Here is a 22,544-nt window from a genome sequence, read left to right as displayed (position 1 = left end):
TCCGGAAGCGCGGATAAAGATGCGCCGTCCCCATCGTGTGCCTTTACCCAAGCAAGCGGTTGCCTTTCTCAAAAACGTGCAGCAACTCACCGGTCATGGCACCTTTGTCTTTCCCTCGATCTAAAGACCGCGTTTAAAATTTTAGAATTAGCATAGTTAAGAACACTATGCTTACACAGGATCGACGAGATCAGACGAGCGTCGAATGTTTGCATTCATAGCATGTTAGTCTAAGATAAAGAATTAACAGGTTGCTGGTTCAAGTGCCTTCAAGAGTGGCGCCTTAGAGCAAATCCGACTTAGATGGAATCGTCTGATACCATCTAGGACCAATCGATATTCAGCGCTTTCAGCTGTCATGGCCGGGCTTGTCATTGAAGTCGGGCTTGCCCGACTTCAACTTGTTCAACGCGGAACTCGGCTACAGCCGAGTTCCGTTGCCATCCCGATGTATCGAGGCGCCATTCCTGTCGGGATCACCGGAACTCGGCTACAGCCGAGTTCCTGACCAAAAGCCGAAATTCGGATAAATCCGATTTCGGGGACAAGCCCGGTGATGACAATGTAACTCTTGCGGCAATTCTCGAATGTCGATTGAGCCTAGGTCGATGAATTTGCTCGTTATTTTTTGAGCGTTGCCAAGTCCGCAAAAGACGGACTTGCTCTAGGTGATTAACGCGACCCAGCAGCACAGCTTTTCAAGAAGCCCGTGAGGCGTCGAAAATGTACCCGTGCTTCGATAGTCGTTTCGAAATGCCTGAGGTAACCGTGGTGCATGCCGTTTGAAACAGTACATTCACAAGTGACATGGAGGCACCTCAATGCTTCTGCAAGCTCCAAACTGTCAGAAAGCAAAGGATCAAGCTGTGCGGCCTCGATATACATATTGGGAAGATTGTGGAGATCTTGCGCCAACAAGTTGGCCTTCTCACAGATGTGATGCGAGGCGGAATTCAGATAGGCCGCCCAGTATCTCTTCATGTCGGCCGTGGATAGTCCGAATTCACCGCTTCCGAAGGAAGCATGGCTAGTGGCGGTAAAGCCCGGCCTGAATGCTCCGTAAAAGAGGAACGCGCCGTCGATGGTGCCTGGCTCGAGCTGGAGAGCAGCAGACAAGGCGATGTGGGCGCCGGCAGAATCTCCACCAACGAAGAGCGAACCTGCCTTCAGGTTGTTCAGCAGACAGCGTCGAGCTCTTATGGTGTGGACAACGGCAATCAGATCATCTCTCGCTGCGGGAAACGGGTGTTCTGGCGACAGGCGGTAGTCGACCGAGAGGACAGCAATCTCACAGCTGATAGCCAGTTGCCGCAGTAGTCTGTCGTGGCTGTCGAGGGAGCCGAATGCCCATCCGCCGCCATGCGCATAGATGAGGAGCGGCAGAGATCGGTGGCGGACCGGGAGGTAGAGCCTGCATCGTACGCCAGTTCCGGCCGGAGCAACCACGTCCTCGACATGGGCGATCGGAGGCGCATTTTCATTGATCGCTCGGTCGTCTCGCGCTCTGGCGAGACGCTCCAGCCTCAATGCGGCTATTTCAGCTTCCGTCAGCGGAGTAAAATGGGTCATATGTTAATATCGATCGCCAAGTGATAGAGGCAATCGCCGTGGCTCGTCCTCCCCGTTGACCGCTGGCAGATGACGAGACCGTCATGGCGGAAACGCTCGATAACTGGCGCTTTCGTTGGTGCTTCCGGAAACCATATCCTCGCTGCCGGCTCGCCTTTGGCGACGACGTCACCCAGTTCTTTCAGGGGCTCGTATACTCCATCGGCGGACGCGAAGACAAAGTAATCATCTCCGCCCAGTTCGACCAGCCGAACGGGCTGGCTATCGTCCGTATCGTTGTATTCCGTCAATACACCGAGGTGGGCCAAGGTCCGCCGGATGCCGCGTTCTGCTATCGCAAGACCGCGCGTCGAGACGGTGCCGCCGCCGCCAAGTTCTGACGAAATCAGCGGCTTCCCGCAACGCTCGGCCGCACCCGCGATCCCCCTGTCCAGCAGCCCCTCTTCGTTTGGCTGTCCGGCTTTCACCAGGCATAGGGGCGCGCCGAAAGCCCTGACTGCGTCGACAAGCACGTCGCGGCGGCCAAGGTCGGGCGTGAGGCGCATCAGCGTGCAGGGACTGTGCAGGAGCGAACTTCCTCCCGAATGGAGATCGATAATAAAGTCGCATCGCGGCAGGAGGATGTATTCGATGTAGTGAGCAAGCATCTCCGTCGGAGATCCGTCGGGATTACCCGGAAACGATCGATTGAGATTCCGATGGTCCAGCGTCGAAAGACGTATGCCGGACTTGACGGCCGGCGCATTGACCGCCGGCATGACGATGATCGTTCCCTGGACTTGCTCCACCGATATCTCGGCAAGAAATTTGGTCATCGCGAGCTGCCCCTCGTATTCATCACCATGAATGCCGGACGACAGGAGCACGGTCGGGCCGTTGCCGTGTCTCAGGACGGTAATCGGGATCGGCTGCCAACCATATGCGGATTGATTCGAAGAAAAGGGCAGGCGCAGGTTGCCATCGAAACGACCCGCCTCGGTCAACGGAACTTCACAAGTAATGCGGGAATAGGCCGGCATTCGCTCTTTCCATTCTATCTAGTCGTTGGCTGTCCGGTTGTAAAAAGGCACAAATCTGTGAATAAATGTGTCCTCGTGGAAGATCATTTCCACAAGACCGGGCAACGGGATGGGGTCATTGATCGGAGAGGTCAGCTCATCTAGCTGGTCGCTGGTTGTCGGCGCCCAGACAATGGTGACGCCATCACGATGAAGAACGCGATATTCGTGGCGATGGCCGCAAGCGATGACTTGGACACCGTAGCGGCGTACCAGAGCCCAGAGGTGACCTCTCGAAGCCGGCGGTATCGCCGCGGACCCGTGCTCGACATCGTCCGGCGTAGTCACGAACGGAGGTTTGTGCATGAAAAGAGCGACCGGCTTACCGGACGCCGTGGAAAGTGCCTTTTCCAGCCAGGCCCACTCTTCGTCTTCCTGCGCGGTTCCAAGGCCGAAGAGCATCGCATTGACGCCGATGACGAGCCAGTGGCCGATATCCTTGGTCCAATGCGTCGCACCATAGGTGTCTGCAAATCGGTGGATGAGGTCGCTACAGATGCTTTCCTGGCGAGGAGGGCCGTCACCGATGTCGTGATTGCCGGGGATGACCAGCCATTCCACAGCAAGATTGGCAAGTTCGTTTCTCGCGAATGCGTGGTCGGTTGCGTTGTCCGGTTCGTCGAGAACGATATCGCCCGTATGGATAACCAGATCGGGTTGGGTTGCCGCGATCGCGCGTATCGCCTTCGTCCACCCCACGAGGGAGCCGAGATTGCTCTCCCGGAGGTGAGTGTCGCTGATATGAATTACTTTGTACATGCAGTTCTCCGCGCGAGCGCGTTGGAGCACTCTGCGCCGACTCCCAGGATGCCGATGCGAAATCGGACCGTTGCGCAACAATCCGACTAGAGCATAATCCGACCGGAGTGAAACGAGGATCGGTAAGATTATGCGTGAAATAAAAGAGGTTAGAGCGCCGATCTGATGCAATCGGATCGAAACGCGCTCTAGAGAAGCCGTTCGACCTGTTGTGTCAGTTCCAGGAGCGCCTGTTCGGGCGTGAGCTTCAGGGACGATGTCGACTGCATGATGTCCTCGATCGTCTTGTCGATCTTTGCGGAGTTTTGGCCGGGGAACGCGTACCAGGGCGATGCCTTGCCGATGCTTTCCAGAGCTGGCGCCAGATTTGGCTGTGATCCGAGAAAGGCCTTCAGGGCCGGATCTTTTTCGACGGCAACCGAGTTGGTCGGTAGATAGGAAGTATTCCGGGCCACCAGAAGCTGCCCCTTGGGACCAGTCAGAAATTTGAGGAACCGCCATGCGGCCTCTTGTTGCTTCGGATCCTTGGCGGTCATCACCGCGGCAATTCCTGCCGCGGGAACACGGCCCGCGGGGGCCGGCACGGGCAGCGCGGTTACCCCCAACCGGAACTTGCCGGCAATTTCCTGCGTATGCTTCGACAGGAGGCTGCTCGAGTCGGTGAAAATTCCGATGGCGCCACTGACGAAGGCTTGGCGTGATTGCGGCGTGGTCATTGTCATCGATGACTGTCCCGCTTGTCCGAAGTCGCGCAATAGACCGAAGACCGATTTGCCCGCGGGCCCATTGAATGAAATCGTCTTGTCGTCAGCACTCATAAGCTTGCCGCCGTGTGACTCGATCAAGGCCTGGAAAGTCGCGGCATTGCTCCTGACGAACCCACCAATGATATTGGGATGCTTTGCTTTAATAGCCCTCGCTAAGCTCACGATGTCGTCCCAATCGGTTGGGAAGGGCTTGTTGCCCAGGACCTCTTCGACCAATGTCGCGTTGTAGTAGAGCATAGGGAAAGAGAAGCCCACCCCCAGACCGTAGGCGGTGCCCTTCACCCGCGCGCTATCCGCGACGGACGGCGAAAAGGCGCCGCCCTTCCAGTCAGTGTCAGCTGCGATGAATGGATCGAGTGGTACCGCCAAGCCCCGGTCGGCGACAACACGCAGGTAGTTGTATCCTTGGAACGTTACGTCGGGTAAGTCATTCACGACCGCCTTTCGAAGGAGTTCTTGGATCATTTCGGGCTGCTCGCCCGGTGCGACCTCCAGCTTCACCTGAATATCCGGGTTGTCCACCTGGAATAATTTTACGGCCTCCTCGAACATTGGACGGAAAATCGAGATAGCCTGTCCGACCCTCAAGGTGGTTTGTTCGGCATGGGCGTTGAACGGTAATCCTGAGAGTAGGATCGTGCCGGCGAGAAAGGAACGTCGAATGAGACGCATCGTAACCTCCGTCGAATGAGCAACTGGCGGGCAAGGGCCTCGCTGGCACGTCACGCCCGCTGTTGTGGGACGAGCTCTTGTTTCCCAGGACTGTTACCTCTGAAGTTCTTTCACCTTGGCTTCGAGAGCCTTAAGGGCGGGAGCAGGTTCTTGCCGCAAGGTGACGACAGCTGCCATCGTATCGTTGATTTCCTTATCGATACGGGCTGTGTTCGCACCCGGGAATGCATACCAAGCCGAGGCGGACGACACAGTGTCGATGGCTGCCTGCATTTTGGGCTGCTTACTCAGGGCAGCCCGCAGCGCAGCGCTGTCTTTGATGGCGACCGTGTTGGTCGGAACGTAGGACGTGTTGTTGACAACATCGATCTGGCCATCGACACCGGTAAGGAATTTCAGAAACTGCCAGGCGACTTTCTGGCGTTCTTCATCCTTTGTCAGCATGAGGGCCGCAATTCCGGCGGCCGGGATCTTGCCGTTTCCGGCGATCGGAAATCGTGCGACGCCGAGATTGAATTTTCCCGCTGTTTCCTTTTCGACCCTCGAGAGAATGCTGCTCGCATCGGTCATGAACCCGATCTTTCCGGCTGCGAAAGCCTGGCGCGCCTGGTCGGTGCTCATGGGGATGTTACCCTGGCCGGCTAGGCCGAATTGTCTCAAAAGCGCAAAGGCATCTCTACCTTCTTCGTTGGCGAACCGCGGTGCGTTCGTCTTGGGGTCTGCAAGTGTCCCGCCAGCGCCATCGACGAGGGCTTGCAGGACCCAGGAATCGGGCCTGATATATCCACCTATGTTGTCTTTGTTCTTCTGTCCGATGGTCTCCGCTAGCGACAGCAGGCCGTCCCAGGTGGCCGGAAAGGGCGCATCGCCGATCGCCGCTTTTACCAAGTCGGCATTGTAATAGATAACGAGAAAGGAATAGGCGACGCCGACGCCATAGACCTGTCCGTCGATGACAGTGCTTGCCGTCACGTTCGGCGAAACACTCTTGTCAACCCATTCCTGGTCACGCGCGATGATGGCATCCAGCGGTTGAGCGAGCTGCCGCGAGACGACTGTACGGATGAAGTTATATCCCTGAAAGGTAACGTCCGGGACATTTCCGATCAGGGACTTGCGCAGCAAGTCCTGAATCATGTCCTCCTGGTCGCCCGCAGGTATATCGAGAGAGACTTTAACGCCCGGGTTCTGGGCTTCGAAATTTCTCGCGAAGCTTTCGAACATCGGTTTGAAAATCGCGGGCGTCGCTGAGACCGTCAGTTTCGTTTCGGCGAAGGCATTGCAGGTCGTGGCCGCCAGTGCCAGAAGCATCGCGGCGCCAAGTGTCGAAATCTGCTTCATATTCGCGGTCCTTCACGATTGGGTTGGTGCTGAAGGCCAGGGTCGATTGCCGCTAGAGCATTTTCGCGTTTCTTCGAATCGCGAAAATGATCCATGTCTTTGTGTTAACGCATTTTCTTCACGCGAACCGGTGTCCACTTCGCTCGAAAATGCTCTAGCTACCGGCCGCCTTGATGTGATTGTGCTATTTTTCTTCTCACGAAAAACGTTCGAACCAACGGCCCTCCCCAGCAGCCGACGGTCATTTGAGTTACTTCAGACCACTCACTGTCAGTCCCTCGATGAAGCGACGCTGCGCAATCAGGAATGCGATCAGCAGCGGTGCCACGATCAGGGTAGCTGCCGCCATGAGTGGGCCATAGGAGTTCCCGGCCTCTTCGCTTCGGAAGAGCATGATCCCTGCCGGTGGGGTGAGGAGTTGTTGGTCCTGAATGAAGATCAACGGCAGGAACAAGTCGTTCCATCGGCTGACGACAGAAAGGATGCTGAATGCGATCACCGCAGACATCGAGGACGGGACCATGATCCGCCAGACGATCGAGAGTTCGCTCAACCCGTCAAGCCGCGCCGCATGGATCAGGTCATCGGGAACGGCTTTGAAGAACTGTCTCAACAAGAAGATCCCGAAGGGTGAAATCACACCAGGAAGAATGAGCGATGCGTAGCTGTTTAATATGCCGATCTTGTTGAACAAGATAAACAACGGGATCGCCAAGACTTGATGGGGGATCAGAAGGCCCACGAGCACCATCGCGAAGATGGCGTCCCTTCCCCGAAACTCCAACTTGGCCAAAGCATAGGCGGACGGGGCGGCAATGGCGAGTTGAATGACGAGGACCGATATACAGATCAGGAGGCCATTGCCCATGAAACGCAGTAGGGGAACATCGACGAAGGCTCGCTGGTAGTTCTCATGACCGTAAAAAACACTCGGGATGAGGCTGATGGTTTGCTGGAAGGCCTCCTGGGGCGACTTGATCGAGAGACTGACCATCCACACAAAGGGCATCAGAATGAAAAGGCTGCTGGCGATCAGGACAACGTGACGGAGAGCAGCGGAGCCGTGGTGTGCGCGTGCGGCGATCATGAATAGTGCACCCTCTTATCGAGTACTTTCGCCTGAAGGAAGATAATGGCGATGACGATGAGGAGGAAAACCACTGTCATCGCGGCGCCGTATCCCGTCCTGAAGAACTGGAAGCTCTCGACATAGAGCGTGTGCAACAGGAGTTCGGAAGCATTCTCCGGTCCGCCCTGCGTCAGCACCGCGACAGTGTCGAATGTCTCCAGAGCCTTCAATGTGATGACGATCAGCAGGAACATGATCACCGGACCCAGCATCGGAAGCGTGACATACCGGAGTCTGTCGAGAGGGTGATCAACACCATCGATTTCTGCCGCCTGGTAAAGATCGGACGGAATGGCTTTCAGTCCTGCCAGGAACAGAACCATCGCGTAGCCCAGATGTTGCCAGACCCCGATGACGCATAAAGTCGCGAGAACCAGTCTAGGGTCGTGGAGAAAGTTCCAGCTGCCCAGTCCGAGCTGGACCGCCAATCTCGTCACCAAACCGATAGTCGGATGCAGGAGCGCTTCCCACGCAATCGCCATAGCCGCAAGCGTGGCCATAACCGGTAGAAAGTGCACGGCTCGATAGAAGGCTTGGAATTCCTTTCGGGATTCGATAGCCAGAGCCACGAACAGGCCAAGGCCCAAAACGCTCGGGACGACGACTGCGACATAGATGAAAGTGTTCGAGAGTGAACTGAGGAAAACCCGATCGTCAAACAGTTCACGAAAATTCTGTAATCCAATGAACGAGAAACTCTGCGCACCAAACTGCCAGTTTGTTACAGATATCGCAAAGACAGCAAGTGAAGGTCCTATCAGAAGGCAGATCAGTAATACTAATGACGGACCCACAAGAGCGTAGGCGGAGATTGTATCGCGGGTATTGTATTTCTGTAAAGCTCTTTGATTTGAGAATGTTGAAATTGCCATCATCCACCTACCTTCCTCAATATCGGCAGGCAATTGTTTGACCTGAGTCTTTCCCCGTTATCAGAGAAGATGAGCGCTTCTTTCGGAGAAAATCGCAGCCGGACTCTTGTTCCGTTTCCGATCGTTGCCGCCTCGGCCGGGGTCGCACGAGCGATGACTGCCGTAGTGCGATCGACGAGTTTGGCGTGGATGTAGCTGTCAGAACCCAAGCTCTCGACGTAAGTGACATGGGCGAGAAGGCCGTCGGAGCTATCATCCAGCGCGAGCTTTAGCGCTTCCGGCCGCAAGCCTATCGTCACCGACATGCCTGGACGGATAGATGCCGGCAATATGCCTGCAACCTTCATGTCGAAGATTTCCAGTTCCGCCTTCTCGTTTACGATTGAAGGAATGAGATTGATCTGCGGGCTGCCGATGAATTTTGCGACCTCGATGTTCTCCGGATCGCTATAGACCTGCTGCGGGCTTGCGAGCTGCAGGATGTCCCCTGATTTCATAACCGCCACCCGGTCGGACATTGTCATTGCCTCGGCCTGGTCATGGGTTACGTAGATGAATGTCGCTCCCAGCCGCCGGTGCAATCCGGTGATCTCCTCCCTCATCTGTACGCGCAGTTTCGCGTCCAGATTGGAAAGCGGCTCGTCCATGAGGAAGACATCGGGGTGGCGCACCATAGCGCGGCCAAGCGCAACCCGCTGCCTTTGTCCGCCGGACATCTGGGATGGCTTGCGCGAAAGGAGCGGCCCGAGCCCTAGCGCGTTGGCAACGTCCTGAACCTCTCGTGCAATTTCCGCGCGTCGAGCTCTCGCGCCGGGCATCCAGCTTCCTATGAGCGGAAGCCTTTGCCACGCGGTAAGCTTTCGCATCACCAGGGGCAATGCGATATTCTCCTCGGCAGTCATATACGGATAGAGCGCGTAGGATTGGAACACCATCGCAACATTTCGCATCTTAGGCCGAACCGCATCGACGGCCTTCCCGTCGATGGCAATAGAGCCGAAATTTTGTCGCTCCAGCCCGGCGATAATCCGCAGCAATGTCGATTTTCCGCAGCCGGAAGGCCCGACAAGAGTGAGAAACTCGCCATCCCGCACGTCGAGTGACACGCTGTTCAAGACGCTTGTTCCACCGAATATCTTCGTTATGTCGGTCGCGCTGACGTTGGCCATCAGTAGTTCCCCATTATGGATTGCCTTATGTCTTGGCCTGTCACCGAGCCATCCGTACCTTTCGCAGGGCGAAGCGTTATAGAGTTTTATTATTATATAACACATGACTTGCGTGTGACAGAGATTCTCGGCTAGCGTTTTTTGCCGACTATTCTCCAAAATCGATTCGAGAGATGACGCTGAACCGGGAAAATATGGATTTATGGCGGCGCATCAGCGCCACCCTCAGTGAGGAAATTGCTGCAGGCACGTTTCCGATAGGCTCCCAACTGCCTCCGAGCACGACTTTGGCGAGCCGGTTCGGAGTTCATCAGCACACCGTTCTCAAGGCCATCTCGCATCTCCAGTCGGAAGGAATTGTGCGTATCGAGAGGGGACGCGGTACTTTCGTCACCCTTCAGCCAATTGGTTTTCGCTTGGGACCGAAGACATGGTTTGAACAGAACCTGCTTGAAGGAAACCACGTTCCAGCTCGCAAGATTCTGTCCATTACAACGATCCCGGCCCCCGGGGACATCGGCCGCGCCCTGGATGTACCTCGGGGTACCGAGTTGTTGCTCGCGACGCTGCTCGGGGAGGCGGACACCCTTCCGGTCTACATGGGGCATCATTTTTTTGCACTCGGCCGACTGCCTGGCATTGAAGCTGCTTTTCGGGAACTCAGCGAAAGCAAGAGCGAGCGGATCGTGTTCCAGGATCTTCTGCGGCGAGCGGGCGTAGCGGATTTCAGGCGCCGAAATGTGAAAATACGAGCGCGACTTCCTGAGGCGAGCGAGGCCCACCATCTCCAGATTGGACGAAGCGTGCCTCTTCTGGAAACGATTATCACCCTCGTCGACAGCGACGGCATACCGCTCGTACATGCTTTCTCTGCCTATTGCAGCGATCGCATCGAGCTTGTTCTCGAAATGTGAGGTGATGAGCGTCCGAGCCAGGGTTTGCATCACTCCTCCGCCTTCATGGCGTCGCGGACCGCATCCGCCGCCGCAACGATGTCGCTGTCCGAAATTGCCGCATGCATGACGAATCGGATCCTGCCATGTCCGTAAGGGGAGGCAAGCACATGGCGTTTCTTCAGCTCGGTGAGCATGGTCTTTGCCCAATCTTCCGAAGGTCCGCTCATCATGACAATATTCGTTTGGGGCGCATTGACCGATCCGATCGGGGCGATGCGCTCGGCGAGAAGGGCCGCAAACCGCCGGCCGCGGTTATGGTCTACCGAAAGCCTTTCCTTGTAACTGCGCATGGCAGCGCTGGCGCCGGCAGCAAACATTCCCACGGGCCGCCACCAGCCGCCGAACATCTTGCGTACGCGGGCGGCCTCTTCGATGAACGCGCGGTTTCCAAGGATTGCAGCGCCCGTGGGCGCACCGAGCGCCTTGTTTAAGTTAACAGATATACTCGTTGCCCCCTTAACCAGGTAAGACGGTTCGGTTCCGGTGGCGACGGCTGCATTCCAGATGCGCGCACCATCCATGTGCACGGGCTTTCCAATCGCGTCGCAATATTGCCCGACCGCTTGGATCCAGCCCGCCGGCGAAACGGTACCGCCGGCATGATTATGCGTGTTCTCAAGCCATATGAGCCCGACCTGACGGTCGATCGACGATCTGGGCGTATTCGCAACGGCCTCTTTCACCATGTCCGCCGAGAGGTGACCGTCGCTGCCTTCGACGCCACGGACGGCAACACCATTCAGACCGGCGGTCGAGGACGATTCGTTAATCGTTACGTGAGCCTCACGATCCGCGATGATGACCTGTCCGGGCTGGCACCAGATCCTGACGGCGATCTGGTTGGCCATTGTTCCCGTGGGGACGAAGAGTGCATCCTCAAATCCGAATAATCCGGACAGCTCTTCCTCCAGCGCCCGCTGGTTAAGGTCCTCGCCATGGGCGAAGCCTCGCGGATCATTTGCGGCGTCTATCATCGCCTTAAGGACGTCGGCGGACCATCCGCCAAGGATGTCACTTCGGAGATCGATCATTCCAGGCTCACGTCAGGGCTAAAGAATAGGTCTTCTTGTTCGTATAAGCCGCCATCGCTTCGCTGACGCCTTCCTTATAGCCGAGACCTGAGTCCTTTATGCCGCCGAATGGCGAAAGCTCGGAGCGGAACCCGGGCACCTCTCCAATATTCACATTGCCGACATCCAGCTCATCGATGAAGCGGGTGATGTAATCGAGACGGTTCGTGCATACGCCCGACGACAATCCATAGGCCGTGGAATTGGAAATCCGGATTACTTCGGAGATGTCATCGGGGCAGTGAATGATGGGAATGACCGGACCGAAAGTTTCCTCATGGACCAGTTCACAGTCGTAAGGGACATGATCGACCACGGTCGGCGGGAACACGGCCCCCTGACGCATCGCTCCATGGAGAACAACCGCCCCTTTCGCCACCGCATCGGCCACACGCCGTTCGAAAAGCGCCGCCGCGTTTTCATTGATCACCGTTCCGACATCGGTCGAGGGATCCATCGGGTCGCCGCAGGTCAGGTTCGCGGCCCTTTGCGCCACTTTTTCTGCAAATTCGTCGGCAACCGACTCGACGGCGAGGATACGTTTCACCGCGGTGCAACGCTGTCCCGAATTCTTGGTGGCTCCGGTCACGGCCAGTTCCGCAGCCCGGTCCAGATCTGCGTCTTCCATGACGATCAGGGGATCGTTGCCCCCAAGCTCCAGAATAAGGCGCTTATAGCCGGCGGTCCGCGCGATATGCTTTCCGACGCGAACCGAGCCGGTGAACGTCACCAGATCCGCATCGGGGTCGGTCATCATGGAATCGCCCATCGTTCCCGGGTTTCCCGTGACGACCGAAAGCATTTGCGGCGGAAGACCGGCTTCGTAGAGAATGTCTGCGAGCGCCAGAGCCGTGAGTGGGGTGAGTTCGGTTGGCTTGAGAACCACGCGGTTGTTGGTCGCTATCGCCGGTGCGATTTTGTGTGAAACCATGTTGAGCGGATGATTGAACGGCGTTATTGCGGAGATAACGCCGAGGAGCGGGGTGCGTGTTGTATAGATCTTGCGCGGCACCCCATTCGGGCTGATGTCGCAGGAAAAAATCGCGCCGTCGTCACGCACGGCCAACTGCCCGGAGAAATTGTAGACATCGCATGCCCGGCTGACCTCATACAAGGTGTCCTTAAGGCAGAGCCCGGACTCGCTTGTGATAAGCCTGGCCAACCAGTCACGCCTGGACGACAAGATTTCCGCAGTTCGGAAGAGGATCTTCTGGCGCTCATAGCGGGTCAATCGCGAGCGAAAGGCCCGGGCCCGCGCAAACGCCTCCCTGACGTGTTCGGGTCGCGCAGAAGGCACCTTGCCGACAACCGCACCGGTGAAAGGGTTGACGACGTCGAGGGTTTCATCCGTCTTAACCTCCCTGCCGCCGATGCGCATCGCATCGGACACGATAGCTGGGCATTTGCCTGACGGCATGCTTTGCATCGTCATCTCCTACTCTTGGAGAACCGCGTTCAACGCAATGTCGAAGACATCGAAATTACGCAGTTCATGATTGACGGGCCGGCCTATCTTTCTGTTCAGGATCATCGGTACCGATTGCTCGGAAATGCCGCCATGTGACCTGAGTGGACCCGACAAGCCGGAAAGGTCGTGACGATCGGCACTTGTGCCGATCACCTTGTGCCTTGTGGAAATGACCACTAAATCGCCTATACGATCCTCGGGCAGTTCGAAGGCTGCGGCCGCTTCCGCATTTGTGGCAACCAGTTCCACAGCCGGAGCCGCTCTCAAGTCGGCTATAACGCTGCTGCAATTCACGCCAGCGGGTAGATAGACCGTCGCGAAGGATCCGAGGGCGCCGTGGTGCCCCACATAGGGGTCGGTGATCGGCAGGATAACGCGAGCGCGCCCCTCGCCGAGCCTCTGGTCGAGCCATTCCTGCAGATAGAAGACATCTGGCTGCCCGTCGGAGCGGAACTTGTCGTTCATTCCATGATCGGCCGTCAAAGCAAGTACGCATCCCAGCGCATCCAACTCGCCCACATACCGATCGATCATACAGTAGAAGCTTTTGGCGTCAGCAGAGCCTGGCCCTGCCTTGTGTTGGACATAGTCGGTGGTTGAAAGATACATCAGGTCTGGCGTGAAAGTCTCAAGTAACCGCACTCCGGCTGCAAAAACGAATTCCGATAAATCGGCGGAATATACCTCAGGTAGTGGCAGGCCGGAGAATTCCAGTACGTTATCAATGCCGCTGGAGGTTTGTGTTGCGCGGTCCGCCTTTTCTGCCGAAAAGGCGACGGCTTGACCCTTGGAAAAATCCAAGCCCTTGGCCAGCAACGCGCAGAGCTTATCCTTTGCCGTAACCATGGCGACTTTAGCGCCGGCGTCCTGAAACGCCTTGAGAATCGTCTCCGCCCGCATGAAGCGGGCATCATTCATCATCACTTCGGTCCCGGAAGACGTATCGTAAAAGTAATTTCCGGCAATGCCATGTACGGACGGAGGGCGCCCCGTTATGATAGAAATATTGTTTGGATTGGTGAAGCTTGGGATGACCGATTTAGCAGTGAGACACGTTCCGGCCTCAATGATCCGGGCGATATTCGGGAGATAGCCCTCCTTTAAGCCGGAAGCAATGTAGTCCGGCTCCGAGCCGTCTATGCAGACGACGACGACCGGCCTTTGGGGCCATTGATAGGTTCTGCCATTCGCATGCACGTACGGGACTTCCCGCCTCGAAGCGGCATTGAGGGACATGGTTTTACTTTCCATTTAGATCGATGCACGGACTAATCATCTTGGGTGGCGTGCATGCGTCGTTGACTGGACTCGACGTGATCGATCATCGCCTGCCGCGCCTCGACAGGGTCGCCTGAGCAGATTGCGTTCACGATCCGAGAATGCTCCATCAGAGAGACTTCCAGCGAATTTCCGCGCACCAGGGTGGTATTACGGTACATCGTCAGCGTCATGATAATGCCGTCGTAGATTTCCTTGAGCTTGCCGTTGCCGGACGCATCTACGATGAATTGATGAAATCGGACGTTTAGGTCCGCGTATTCTTTCATCGACCGCTTGGAGGCGGCCTCTTTCATGCTCGCAAGAAATGTCTGCAACGTTCCGTGTTCGTGTTGGGAGGCCCGTAGTGCGAGGGTTTGCCCGGCAAGTCCCTCAAGCACCGCGCGGACGGCGTAGGTTTCATCGGCTTCGGCAATGGTGACCTGCCGAACGAACACCCCCCTGTTCTTTTCAATCCGGACCAACCCCTGTTCTTCGAGAGCGCGGAACGCCTCACGGACCGGGCCTCTGCTGACACCAAGCCGTTCCGCCATTTCGGCTTCGCCCAACCGATCGCCCGGTTTGAGCGCCCCACTGAGGATTAGCGCCTCCATTTCCGACTGAGCCAGGGATGCCAGCGAATTGGCGCGCATCATTGCGATCGATGTGGAGGGGGGAGTGTTTCTCGTTTCCATGCCGCATAATCCAACATTGATTTTCCAGATTGTCAACAACATGCAACATGGAATACGGATTTTCAAGCGGTAGTTGTGGGGACGAGAGGCTGGGCGATTTGACGAGCCATTGTGTGGCCAATGGATTTTGTCTCCGACGCAGTTCGAACGATGCGGCTGAAGAACCTTAGCGGGAGGAGCGGCCTTGAAAATCGCCGCGGGAGGAGGAAGGACGTGCTCGATTTATGTGGTGCAGTAGCCCTTCTGCTGTGGGGGGTGCGGATGGTTAAGACCGGCGTCATGAGGGCCTTCGGCCCGCGGTTGCGCCTGTGGATAGGGTCGGCAGTGCGCAACCGGGTCGCGGCATTTGGGGTCGGGATCGCAGCAACGATCGTGCTGCAGAGCAGCACCGCGACCGCGATGATGGCCGCAAGTTTTACGGCAGGCGGTTTTATGAGTTCGATGATGGCGCAAGCTATCATGCTGGGCGCCAATATCGGAACTGGCATCGTCACGCGGCTTCTCGTGTTTGATATTCATTTCTTGGCGCCGCTATTGATCGCAACCGGCGTTGTGTCATTCAGTTTCAGTCATTCGAAACCGTTGAAAGGTTTTTGCCGCGCTTTGCTCGGGCTCGGCATGATGCTGCTGTCACTTCAACTTCTCGGCCAGGCGACCGAACCGATGCGGCATGCAAAGGTCCTTACCGCATTGATGGCGGCTCTTGAGGCCGTGCCCGTTCTCGCTGTTGCGGTTGCTGCCGTCCTCGCCGCGGCGGCGTCCTCCAGCATGGCGATCGTGCTACTGGCGATGTCGCTTGCCACCGCAGATACGGTTTCCCCGATGACGGGGTTGGCCCTTGTGCTGGGAGCCAATCTCGGCGGTGCTATTCCACCCCTTGTCGCGACCCTGCGCCATCAGGCAGCCGCTCGTCGTGTCACGTTTGGAAACCTGCTCGTTCGCCTTCTCGGATGCATCCTGCTTCTGCCCTTCATTGAGACTGTCTCAGCGCTATTGTCGAAGTTCGCAGTTGATCCCGGTCTGTTCGTCGCGGACGCTCACATTCTGTTCAACATCAGTATCGCCGCCATTATGCTGCCATTGCTCCGGCCATGGTCGATGCTAATGCGGAAGATACTGCCGGATGCGCCGGGACCGCGTAGCGGTCCGCTGCATCTTGACGCGGAGTGCTTGGATAGTCCTGCATTGGCACTCGCCGGGGCCGCCAGAGAGACGTTGGCTATCGGCGATCGTATCGCTTCGATGCTGGAAATGAGTCTCGAGGCGCTGCGAATAAACGATATATCCAGATGCGCATCGATTGCGGATATGGACGATGAGATCGATCGCCTCAATAGCGCGGTTAAGCTCTATCTTGCCCGGCTTGATCGGCCGCGACTCAATATCGGAGAAGCAGACAGGTCGGACGATATCATCGGCTACGCTACCAATCTCGAACATGTGGGCGACATAATTGACAGGAACCTGTGCGAACTGGTGGAAAAAAAGATCCGAAATCAATTGAGTTTTTCGAGTGAAGGGGCCGCGGAAATAGAGGAAATATACAACCTGACATTTTCGAATCTACGGATGGCCCAGAGCATACTTCTATCGATGGACGATCACCTTGCCAGGAAACTCGTTAAGGCAAAGGTCGATATTCGTCATCTGGAGGAGCGTTCCGCCGCGAATCATATGTCGCGATTGAGAGAGGGGATCGTCGAAAGTATCCAAACCAGTTCGCTTCATATGGACATGCTACGCGATCTGAAGCGAATCAATGCTCACATAGCAGCGATTGCCTACCCCATTCTAAAGCGCCATGGTTTGCTACGGGAAAGTCGCGTCGTTGCGGTTGGAACCGAGCGGTGAAGCGTGCTGAAAATTCCCATTCTTCCACGCCGGAGGTTGGCTGACCGCCTCCGTAGCTGACAGCGCCCCTCGTTCTGCCATAGCATCGTCTCGCTGCAGAGGGGCTCAGGTTAGGAATGATCACAAACAGCATAATCAACGGCTGTTGCAGCCGGCTGGCTGCGCTACAGCGCATTTATCGGTCCCCATCCAGCATCCGTACAGGCATGGAGAGCCGCGCTCTCTAGCGGTACAGCACCACGAGAAAGCCGCGCGCGGGCTTGTTGCTGGCGTTGGAAATACAGTGCGAAACGTCAGCGGGATAGCGCGCCGTTTCGCCTTCCCTCAGCTGCGCCGCGTTCTCTCCACACGTGATTTCGAAGCCCTCCGACTGCGCCGTAAAATGTTCAAATGTTCCAGGCGCATGCGGCTCGCTCTCCAGCCTCCCGCCGGCCTCGATCTCCACCTCGTACCATTCCATCCGGCCGGCCAATGGGGGTGAGCTGAGGATCTTCAGGCGGCAAAGCCCGTCAGCGCTCCAAATTTGGGGCGTGTATGTCTTCGTCGTAATCTCGATGTAGCCGGTGCGCGGGGGCGCGCCACTTCCGCCGATGAGCTCTGAGAATTCGATGCCAAGCGCCTGCGTCAGACTCCAGACGACTGCGAATGTCGGGTTGGCTTCGCCGCGCTCGATCTGACTCAACATGGATTTTGACACGCCGGATTGTGCGGAAAGTTGCTCGAGGGTCAGCTTGTGCAGCTTGCGCTCCTTCCGGATGGCCGGGCCGATTCGCGGTGTTCGCTGTGTCATCCTGGCCTTCTTTTGCGCCGTGAGGGCCGCAGGCAAGTCGCTGATCCTGTTTATCGGAATTTTCCTGTTTCTCACAATTCGTATTGCCTTGTCCTTCTGATCGGGTATTTATCGCATATGCGGGAGAGAGACGGCTAGTGTCTCGCCGAAGGAGCAACCGCCCCGGAAACTCTCAGGCAAAAGGACCGCATACAGAAGACAGAGCTCTGAAAAGCGAAGCCGGCTGGCTTCCGCCGATGGTGTAAGCAGCGGGCCAATCCCGGTCGCGTTGTGAAGCTCTCAGGCCAATGACAGAGGGGGCATGGGTGCCTGCGTGTGCAGGTGATTTGCTATGTCCTCATCGTCTGAAAGCGTTGCCGTCATCGGCGCCGGTGTTACGGGCGTTACGACCGCCTACAAATTGGCAAAAGCTGGATATCGGGTCAGCCTGTTCGACAGGCATCCCTATCCTGCGATGGAGACCAGCTTCGCCAATGGCGGGCAGCTCTCCGCCTCGAATGCCGAGGTCTGGAACAATTGGGCGACCGTGGTGAAGGGTCTCAAATGGATGTTCACCCCCGGCGCGCCGCTGCTTGTCAACCCGAAGCCGTCTTGGCACAAGCTTTCGTGGATGGCGGAGTTCGTTGCCGCGATCCCGAAATACGAGCGAAACACCGAAACGACGGCCCGCCTGGCGATCGAAGCGCGTTCGCACCTTCGGCAGATGGCCCTCGACGAGAATATCGCCTTCGATCGCGAGGATCGCGGAATCCTCCATTTCTATAAAACGAGAAGCGATTTCGAGAAGGCCTGCCGGGTGACAGAGCTGCTCGCTCGGGCGGGGCTTCATCGCACAGCGGTCACGCCAAGTGACATCAAGGCGATCGAGCCAGCCTTGAATGGCGAGATCTATGGCGGTTTTTACACGGAGAGCGACTTCACCGGGGACATTCACAAGTTCACGAACGGGCTCGCTGATGCGTGCCGCCGGTTGGGCGTCGAGCAGAATTTTGGTGTCGATATCGTCCGCATCGATGCGCGTGACAAGGAAATCCGGCTTCGTTTCGAGGGCGTCCATGGCGATAGCGGGTCAGGCGGGACCCAAGCTGAAGCTTCATTCCAAAAGGTCGTTGTCTGCGCCGGCGTCGAATCGCGACGGTTCGCGGCTCAGCTGGGGGACCGGGTCAACGTCTATCCCGTGAAGGGATATTCCATCACGGTGAACCTGGACGTGGGTGCCGCGGTCGAGGCTGCTCCCTGGGTCAGCCTCCTCGACGACGATGCCAAGATCGTCACGAGCCGATTGGGTCGGGATCGCTTCAGGGTAGCAGGAACAGCCGAATTCAATGGCCTCAACCGCGATATCCGCAGCTCGCGCATCGAGCCGCTCGTCAGGTGGTGTCGCAAGCACTTTCCGGATATGAGCACGCGCCAATCTGTGCCCTGGGCGGGGCTGCGCCCGATGATGCCCGATATGATGCCGCGCGTGTTCCAGGGCAGGCGGCCCGGCGTGGTCTATAATACCGGCCATGGCCATCTCGGCTGGACATTGTCTGCAGCGACTGCGGAAATGGCCACGGCGCTCATTCAGAACGCATCTCGCACGGCGCGCTGACGTCCCCCGGCACCAGCGGGCCGCATTCACCGGCGCTGTCCGCGGCGCTTGCCCCGGGCAGCTTCTCTTGACAGATTTCCGATATACAGGAATGAATATGATATAGCGAAATGCGAGGAAGCCATGGCGTCACGTATCGATGATCATATCCGAGGATTGCTGTCGCAGATCCAAGCTGAAGGCCTCTACAAGCGGGAACGCCTTATCACCGGCCCGCAAGCTGGCACCGTCAGCATTCGCTCGGACGGCGTGGACCGCGAGGTCATCAATCTCTGCGCCAATAATTATCTTGGCCTGGCCGATCATCGCGAGGTGATCGCCGCAGCGCAGCAGGCTCTGCACGAATTCGGCTTCGGAATGGCATCGGTCCGCTTCATCTGCGGTACACAGACGCTGCACCGTGAGCTCGAACGGACGATTGCTCGCTATTTGGGGAAGGATGACGCGATCCTTTTCGCGGCCTGCTTCGACGCCAATGGGGGGGTGTTCGAGCCGCTCCTCGAGGCGGACGACGCCATCATCTCGGATTCACTGAATCACGCGTCGATCATCGATGGCGTTCGCCTTTGCAGGGCGAAGCGCTATCGTTTTGCCAATGGCGACATGAACGAACTGGAGGACCGGCTGAAGGAGGCCGACCGAGACGGGGCGCGATTCAAGCTGGTCGCCACCGACGGCGTATTCTCGATGGACGGATATGTCGCCGATCTTCCGGCGATCTGTGATCTGGCCGACCGCTATGGTGCCATCGTCATGGTCGACGATTGCCATGCCACGGGGCATCTCGGAGAGGCTGGCCGTGGAACGCCCGCACTCACGGGCGTCGGCCAGAGGGTCGACATCGTCACCGGCACGTTCGGGAAAAGCCTGGGCGGTGCGATGGGAGGGTTTGTCGCCGCATCACAGCCGATCGTCGATCTCCTGCGGCAGCGGTCGCGGCCTTATCTCTTCTCCAACAGCCTGGCTCCAGCGGTCGCCGCCGGCTCGATCAAGGCCATCGAGATCGCAGAGAACGCGGATGACCGACGGCAGCGGCTCGCCGGCTATTCCAAACGCTTCCGGTCCGGTCTGGAACAGGCTGGGTTTGAGCTTCTTCCGGGCGTGACGCCGATCATTCCCGTGATGCTGCACGAGGCGCCTCTGGCGCAGAAGATGGCAGCCGCGCTGGACGACCGCGGGGTTTACGTTGCCGGCTTCTTCTATCCGGTTGTCCCGAAGGGCAAGGCACGCATCCGGACACAGATGTCCGCAGCTCTCACCGAAAAAGAAGTGGACAGCGCGATCGATGCCTTCGCCGACGCGGGCAGGGCGTTGGGCATCATTTGATGATCAATAGAGGTGTTCTCATGAAGGCTCTCGTGAAGTGGGACGCTCAGCCCGGTTTGTTGCTGGACGAATGCCCGGTGCCTTCGATCGGTCCGGACGATGTTCTGATCAAGATCAGGAAGACCGGGATCTGTGGCACCGACATCCACATCTATTCATGGGACGAGTGGGCGCAGAGGACGATACCGGTCCCCATGGTGGTCGGCCATGAATATGCAGGCGAGGTCGTCGAACTGGGCGCAAATGTCCGACATCTGCGGGTCGGCCAGCGTGTCTCCGGCGAAGGGCATGTCGTCGGGATGAAGAGCCGGGCGGCGCGCGGCGGTCGGTTCCACCTTGATCCCGAGACCAAGGGCGTGGGTGTTCAAATCCCCGGCGCCTTCGCTGAATATCTCAGATTGCCGGCGTTCAACGTGGTGCCATTGCCGGATTCGATCGACGACGAGCTGGGCGCCATCCTCGATCCGCTCGGGAATGCCGTTCACACAGCCTTGTCGTTCGACCTTGTCGGGGAAGATGTGCTGGTCACGGGAGCGGGCCCGATCGGCATCATGGCTGCGGCCGTCGCGCGTCACGCGGGCGCACGCCACGTGGTGATCACGGACGTCAATCCAACGCGGCTCGCCCTCGCGGCGGAGGTGGCGGATGTCGAGCCCGTGGACGTCGGCAAGGAGGATTTGCAGTCCGTCAAAGCACGCCTCGGCCTGAGAGAGGGCTTCGATGTCGGGCTGGAGATGAGCGGAGCGCCAGCGGCATTCGAGCAGATGGTCGAGCATCTCGTCATGGGCGGCAAGATTGCCATGCTTGGCATCCCGGCAAGACCAGCATCGGTCGATTGGGCCAAGGTCGTCTTCAAGATGCTGACAATCAAAGGCATCTACGGTCGTGAAATGTTTGAGACATGGCACAAGATGCTCGCCATGCTCGAAAGCGGGCTCGATATCCGCAAGGTCATCACGCATCGTTTGCCAGCTCAAGAATACGAGATGGGATTCGAAATCATGAAGAGCGGCAATAGCGGAAAGATCGTCCTCGATTGGAATTGATGAAAGGTCCGACGGGGCGAAATCAACCGAACTCGGTGCGGAAGCCTCACCTCACCGGCATATGCGGCCGGCAAACGAGTGGCGCGCGGTCCGACTGGGGTGAAGGACGAAATTCCCTCAGGACCGATGCCGCTGGAGCATAATCTTATCGATCCTCGTTTCACTCCGGTCGGATTATACTCTAGCCGGCCCGCCAGCGGATCTCCTGCCCTATTCCCATGGTCTTCGCGTTGCGCAGGGCACAAACGGCCGCCGCCATGTCCTCAACAGCCATGCCGAGGGATTTGAAGACTGTCAGCGCGTCGGCGCTGGACCGGCCAGGGCGGGCGCCGACCAGAACCTCGCCGATCTCGCCGCGGATGTGATCCTCGCCGATAGCCCCTTCACGCATCGGCAGCAGCAGTTCACCGCACTCGACCATGGCTTGCGCGCGTGAATCCACGAAGAACGCGGCTGACGCGACGATATCCGTGCCGAGCTCCCGCGCCTGGGGCGAACTCGCGCCGACGGCGTTGATGTGGCAGCCGGCCTTGAGCCAATCCCGCCGCAGCAGGGGCTCGCGCGCGCCCGTGACCGTGCAGATGATATCGGCGTCGACGACAGCATCCTCGATCGTCGACGCCAAGCGGCATCCGGCTTCTTCGGCCAGTCGCCCGGCTTGCCCGGGAGAACGGGCCCAGAGGACGATCTCGGCCCCCGGCAGTGCGATACGCAGGGCGTCGATATGGGCACGCGCCTGCGTTCCGCTTCCGAGGATCGCGATCCTCCGGGCGTCGGGGCGCGCCAGGGCGAGCGTCGCGACCGCGCTGGTCGCCGCCGTCCGCACGGCGGTGATCGCTGTTGCATCCACGACCGCCAGCGGTTCACCGGTCGTGCCGTCATGAAGCAGGATGACGCCCTGATGGCTGTCGAGGCCGCGTGCGCGATTGCCCGATGCGACCAGCACGTCCTTCAGGCACCAAACCGGCATGTCGCCGCCCTGGAAAGCCGGCATGAGCCCCATCAGCGGCGCGGCCGTCGCCGGCTTGAGCTGAAAGCGCGGAAACTGCTCGCACTCCCGGCGCGCAAAGATTTTCAGCGCCTCACGCACCGCTTCGATGCAATCCTCCATCGTGAGCGCTGCGCGAACGTCCATCCCATCGAGGATCAGCATCG

Annotated in this window: 19 protein-coding genes and 1 riboswitch; of the genes, 5 read left to right on the top strand and 14 right to left on the bottom strand. The window is 58.0% G+C overall.

The genetic code is table 11. The features are described from left to right. Positions 1-672: 672 nt before the first annotated feature. The 8 genes from C7450_RS04110 to C7450_RS04075 form a co-directional block, all read right to left on the bottom strand. Positions 673-1,569, bottom strand: coding sequence for an alpha/beta hydrolase (locus C7450_RS04110; protein ID WP_110373066.1), 897 nt, complete (start codon positions 1,567-1,569; stop codon positions 673-675). After that, positions 1,566-2,588, bottom strand: coding sequence for a succinylglutamate desuccinylase/aspartoacylase family protein (locus tag C7450_RS04105; protein WP_110373065.1), 1,023 nt, complete (start codon positions 2,586-2,588; stop codon positions 1,566-1,568). Before C7450_RS04105 ends, C7450_RS04110 begins: the two co-directional genes overlap by 4 nt. An 18-nt stretch (positions 2,589-2,606) precedes the next feature. Next, positions 2,607-3,386: a metallophosphoesterase family protein gene (locus tag C7450_RS33840; protein WP_170147033.1), complete on the bottom strand. Its 780-nt coding sequence runs from the start codon at positions 3,384-3,386 to the stop codon at positions 2,607-2,609. A gap of 188 nt (positions 3,387-3,574) precedes the next feature. After that, complete coding sequence (locus C7450_RS04095; protein WP_110373064.1) at positions 3,575-4,825, bottom strand: extracellular solute-binding protein; 1,251 nt, start codon at positions 4,823-4,825, stop codon at positions 3,575-3,577. A 93-nt stretch (positions 4,826-4,918) separates the two neighbouring features. After that, entirely contained in the window at positions 4,919-6,166 is a 1,248-nt protein-coding gene (locus C7450_RS04090) for an extracellular solute-binding protein (protein WP_110373063.1), read from the bottom strand. Between the two features lie 250 nt (positions 6,167-6,416). Then, positions 6,417-7,253 carry a carbohydrate ABC transporter permease gene (locus tag C7450_RS04085; protein ID WP_110373062.1) on the bottom strand — a complete coding sequence of 279 codons (837 nt, stop codon included), beginning with the start codon at positions 7,251-7,253 and terminating at the stop codon, positions 6,417-6,419. Next, positions 7,250-8,170, bottom strand: coding sequence for a carbohydrate ABC transporter permease (locus C7450_RS04080; protein ID WP_342588486.1), 921 nt, complete (start codon positions 8,168-8,170; stop codon positions 7,250-7,252). Before C7450_RS04080 ends, C7450_RS04085 begins: the two co-directional genes overlap by 4 nt. After that, entirely contained in the window at positions 8,167-9,336 is a 1,170-nt protein-coding gene (locus C7450_RS04075; protein ID WP_110373061.1) for an ABC transporter ATP-binding protein, read from the bottom strand. The genes C7450_RS04080 and C7450_RS04075 overlap by 4 nt, the downstream gene beginning before the upstream one ends. A gap of 173 nt (positions 9,337-9,509) precedes the next feature. On the opposite strand from C7450_RS04075, the gene phnF reads away from it, so the two are divergent. Then, complete coding sequence (gene phnF, locus C7450_RS04070; protein ID WP_110373060.1) at positions 9,510-10,250, top strand: phosphonate metabolism transcriptional regulator PhnF; 741 nt, start codon at positions 9,510-9,512, stop codon at positions 10,248-10,250. 29 nt (positions 10,251-10,279) lie between these two features. On the opposite strand, the gene C7450_RS04065 is transcribed toward phnF, so the two are convergent. From C7450_RS04065 to C7450_RS04050, 4 genes are read right to left on the bottom strand one after another with little or no spacing between them, the layout of a single operon-like run. After that, on the bottom strand, positions 10,280-11,323 hold the full coding sequence (locus C7450_RS04065; protein WP_110373059.1) for a threonine aldolase family protein: 1,044 nt from the start codon (positions 11,321-11,323) through the stop codon (positions 10,280-10,282). A 7-nt stretch (positions 11,324-11,330) separates the two neighbouring features. Beyond that, on the bottom strand, positions 11,331-12,794 hold the full coding sequence (gene phnY / locus C7450_RS04060; RefSeq protein ID WP_170147032.1) for a phosphonoacetaldehyde dehydrogenase: 1,464 nt from the start codon (positions 12,792-12,794) through the stop codon (positions 11,331-11,333). A gap of 3 nt (positions 12,795-12,797) precedes the next feature. Then, positions 12,798-14,066 carry a phosphonoacetate hydrolase gene (gene phnA / locus C7450_RS04055; RefSeq protein ID WP_110373058.1) on the bottom strand — a complete coding sequence of 423 codons (1,269 nt, stop codon included), beginning with the start codon at positions 14,064-14,066 and terminating at the stop codon, positions 12,798-12,800. Between the two features lie 32 nt (positions 14,067-14,098). After that, the gene (locus C7450_RS04050) at positions 14,099-14,782 is read right to left on the bottom strand and encodes an FCD domain-containing protein (RefSeq protein ID WP_170147031.1); all 684 of its coding nucleotides are present in this window, start codon (positions 14,780-14,782) and stop codon (positions 14,099-14,101) included. A gap of 120 nt (positions 14,783-14,902) precedes the next feature. Here C7450_RS04050 and C7450_RS04045 point away from each other — a divergent pair, with 120 nt between their 5' ends. Then, the gene (locus tag C7450_RS04045; protein ID WP_245449460.1) at positions 14,903-16,633 is read left to right on the top strand and encodes a Na/Pi cotransporter family protein; all 1,731 of its coding nucleotides are present in this window, start codon (positions 14,903-14,905) and stop codon (positions 16,631-16,633) included. 223 nt (positions 16,634-16,856) lie between these two features. Here C7450_RS04045 and C7450_RS04040 read toward each other — a convergent pair whose 3' ends face one another. After that, a complete protein-coding gene (locus C7450_RS04040; protein WP_245449459.1) occupies positions 16,857-17,459 on the bottom strand; it encodes a helix-turn-helix domain-containing protein in 603 nt (200 codons plus the stop codon). 74 nt (positions 17,460-17,533) lie between these two features. After that, positions 17,534-17,621, top strand: a riboswitch (glycine riboswitch). 133 nt (positions 17,622-17,754) lie between these two features. On the opposite strand from C7450_RS04040, the gene C7450_RS04035 reads away from it, so the two are divergent. From C7450_RS04035 to tdh, 3 genes are all read left to right on the top strand, one after another. Next, complete coding sequence (locus C7450_RS04035; protein WP_110373056.1) at positions 17,755-19,017, top strand: D-amino acid dehydrogenase; 1,263 nt, start codon at positions 17,755-17,757, stop codon at positions 19,015-19,017. 123 nt (positions 19,018-19,140) lie between these two features. Further along, positions 19,141-20,343: a glycine C-acetyltransferase gene (locus C7450_RS04030; protein ID WP_110373055.1), complete on the top strand. Its 1,203-nt coding sequence runs from the start codon at positions 19,141-19,143 to the stop codon at positions 20,341-20,343. Positions 20,344-20,363: 20 nt separating this feature from the next. Then, positions 20,364-21,389 carry an L-threonine 3-dehydrogenase gene (gene tdh / locus C7450_RS04025; protein WP_110373054.1) on the top strand — a complete coding sequence of 342 codons (1,026 nt, stop codon included), beginning with the start codon at positions 20,364-20,366 and terminating at the stop codon, positions 21,387-21,389. A gap of 181 nt (positions 21,390-21,570) precedes the next feature. Here the strand turns inward: tdh and C7450_RS04020 are convergent, their stop codons facing one another. Further along, positions 21,571-22,542 carry an ornithine cyclodeaminase family protein gene (locus C7450_RS04020; RefSeq protein ID WP_110373053.1) on the bottom strand — a complete coding sequence of 324 codons (972 nt, stop codon included), beginning with the start codon at positions 22,540-22,542 and terminating at the stop codon, positions 21,571-21,573. Positions 22,543-22,544 lie beyond the last annotated feature (2 nt).

The sequence above is a fragment of the Chelatococcus asaccharovorans genome, assembly GCF_003201475.1.
GTDB classification, from domain to species: Bacteria; Pseudomonadota; Alphaproteobacteria; order Rhizobiales; family Beijerinckiaceae; genus Chelatococcus; species Chelatococcus asaccharovorans.
The sequence above is the reverse complement of the archived record's forward strand: the minus strand, read 5'-3'. Positions and strand labels throughout refer to the sequence as shown.

Excerpts from the sequence above, each read along its gene's own strand:
- C7450_RS04110 (WP_110373066.1), bottom strand. The coding sequence starts at position 1,569 with ATGACCCATTTTACTCCGCTGACGGAAGCTGAAATAGCCGCATTGAGG.
- C7450_RS04080 (WP_342588486.1), bottom strand. The coding sequence starts at position 8,170 with ATGATGGCAATTTCAACATTCTCAAATCAAAGAGCTTTACAGAAATAC.
- phnF (WP_110373060.1), top strand. The coding sequence starts at position 9,510 with ATGACGCTGAACCGGGAAAATATGGATTTATGGCGGCGCATCAGCGCC.
- C7450_RS04030 (WP_110373055.1), top strand. The coding sequence starts at position 19,141 with ATGGCGTCACGTATCGATGATCATATCCGAGGATTGCTGTCGCAGATC.
- C7450_RS04050 (WP_170147031.1), bottom strand. The coding sequence starts at position 14,782 with ATGGAAACGAGAAACACTCCCCCCTCCACATCGATCGCAATGATGCGC.
- C7450_RS04095 (WP_110373064.1), bottom strand. The coding sequence starts at position 4,825 with ATGCGTCTCATTCGACGTTCCTTTCTCGCCGGCACGATCCTACTCTCA.
- C7450_RS04065 (WP_110373059.1), bottom strand. The coding sequence starts at position 11,323 with ATGATCGATCTCCGAAGTGACATCCTTGGCGGATGGTCCGCCGACGTC.
- C7450_RS04105 (WP_110373065.1), bottom strand. The coding sequence starts at position 2,588 with ATGCCGGCCTATTCCCGCATTACTTGTGAAGTTCCGTTGACCGAGGCG.
- phnY (WP_170147032.1), bottom strand. The coding sequence starts at position 12,794 with ATGACGATGCAAAGCATGCCGTCAGGCAAATGCCCAGCTATCGTGTCC.
- C7450_RS04090 (WP_110373063.1), bottom strand. The coding sequence starts at position 6,166 with ATGAAGCAGATTTCGACACTTGGCGCCGCGATGCTTCTGGCACTGGCG.
- C7450_RS04085 (WP_110373062.1), bottom strand. The coding sequence starts at position 7,253 with ATGATCGCCGCACGCGCACACCACGGCTCCGCTGCTCTCCGTCACGTT.
- C7450_RS04075 (WP_110373061.1), bottom strand. The coding sequence starts at position 9,336 with ATGGCCAACGTCAGCGCGACCGACATAACGAAGATATTCGGTGGAACA.
- tdh (WP_110373054.1), top strand. The coding sequence starts at position 20,364 with ATGAAGGCTCTCGTGAAGTGGGACGCTCAGCCCGGTTTGTTGCTGGAC.
- C7450_RS04035 (WP_110373056.1), top strand. The coding sequence starts at position 17,755 with ATGTCCTCATCGTCTGAAAGCGTTGCCGTCATCGGCGCCGGTGTTACG.
- C7450_RS04020 (WP_110373053.1), bottom strand. The coding sequence starts at position 22,542 with ATGCTGATCCTCGATGGGATGGACGTTCGCGCAGCGCTCACGATGGAG.
- C7450_RS04045 (WP_245449460.1), top strand. The coding sequence starts at position 14,903 with ATGGATTTTGTCTCCGACGCAGTTCGAACGATGCGGCTGAAGAACCTT.
- phnA (WP_110373058.1), bottom strand. The coding sequence starts at position 14,066 with ATGTCCCTCAATGCCGCTTCGAGGCGGGAAGTCCCGTACGTGCATGCG.
- C7450_RS33840 (WP_170147033.1), bottom strand. The coding sequence starts at position 3,386 with ATGTACAAAGTAATTCATATCAGCGACACTCACCTCCGGGAGAGCAAT.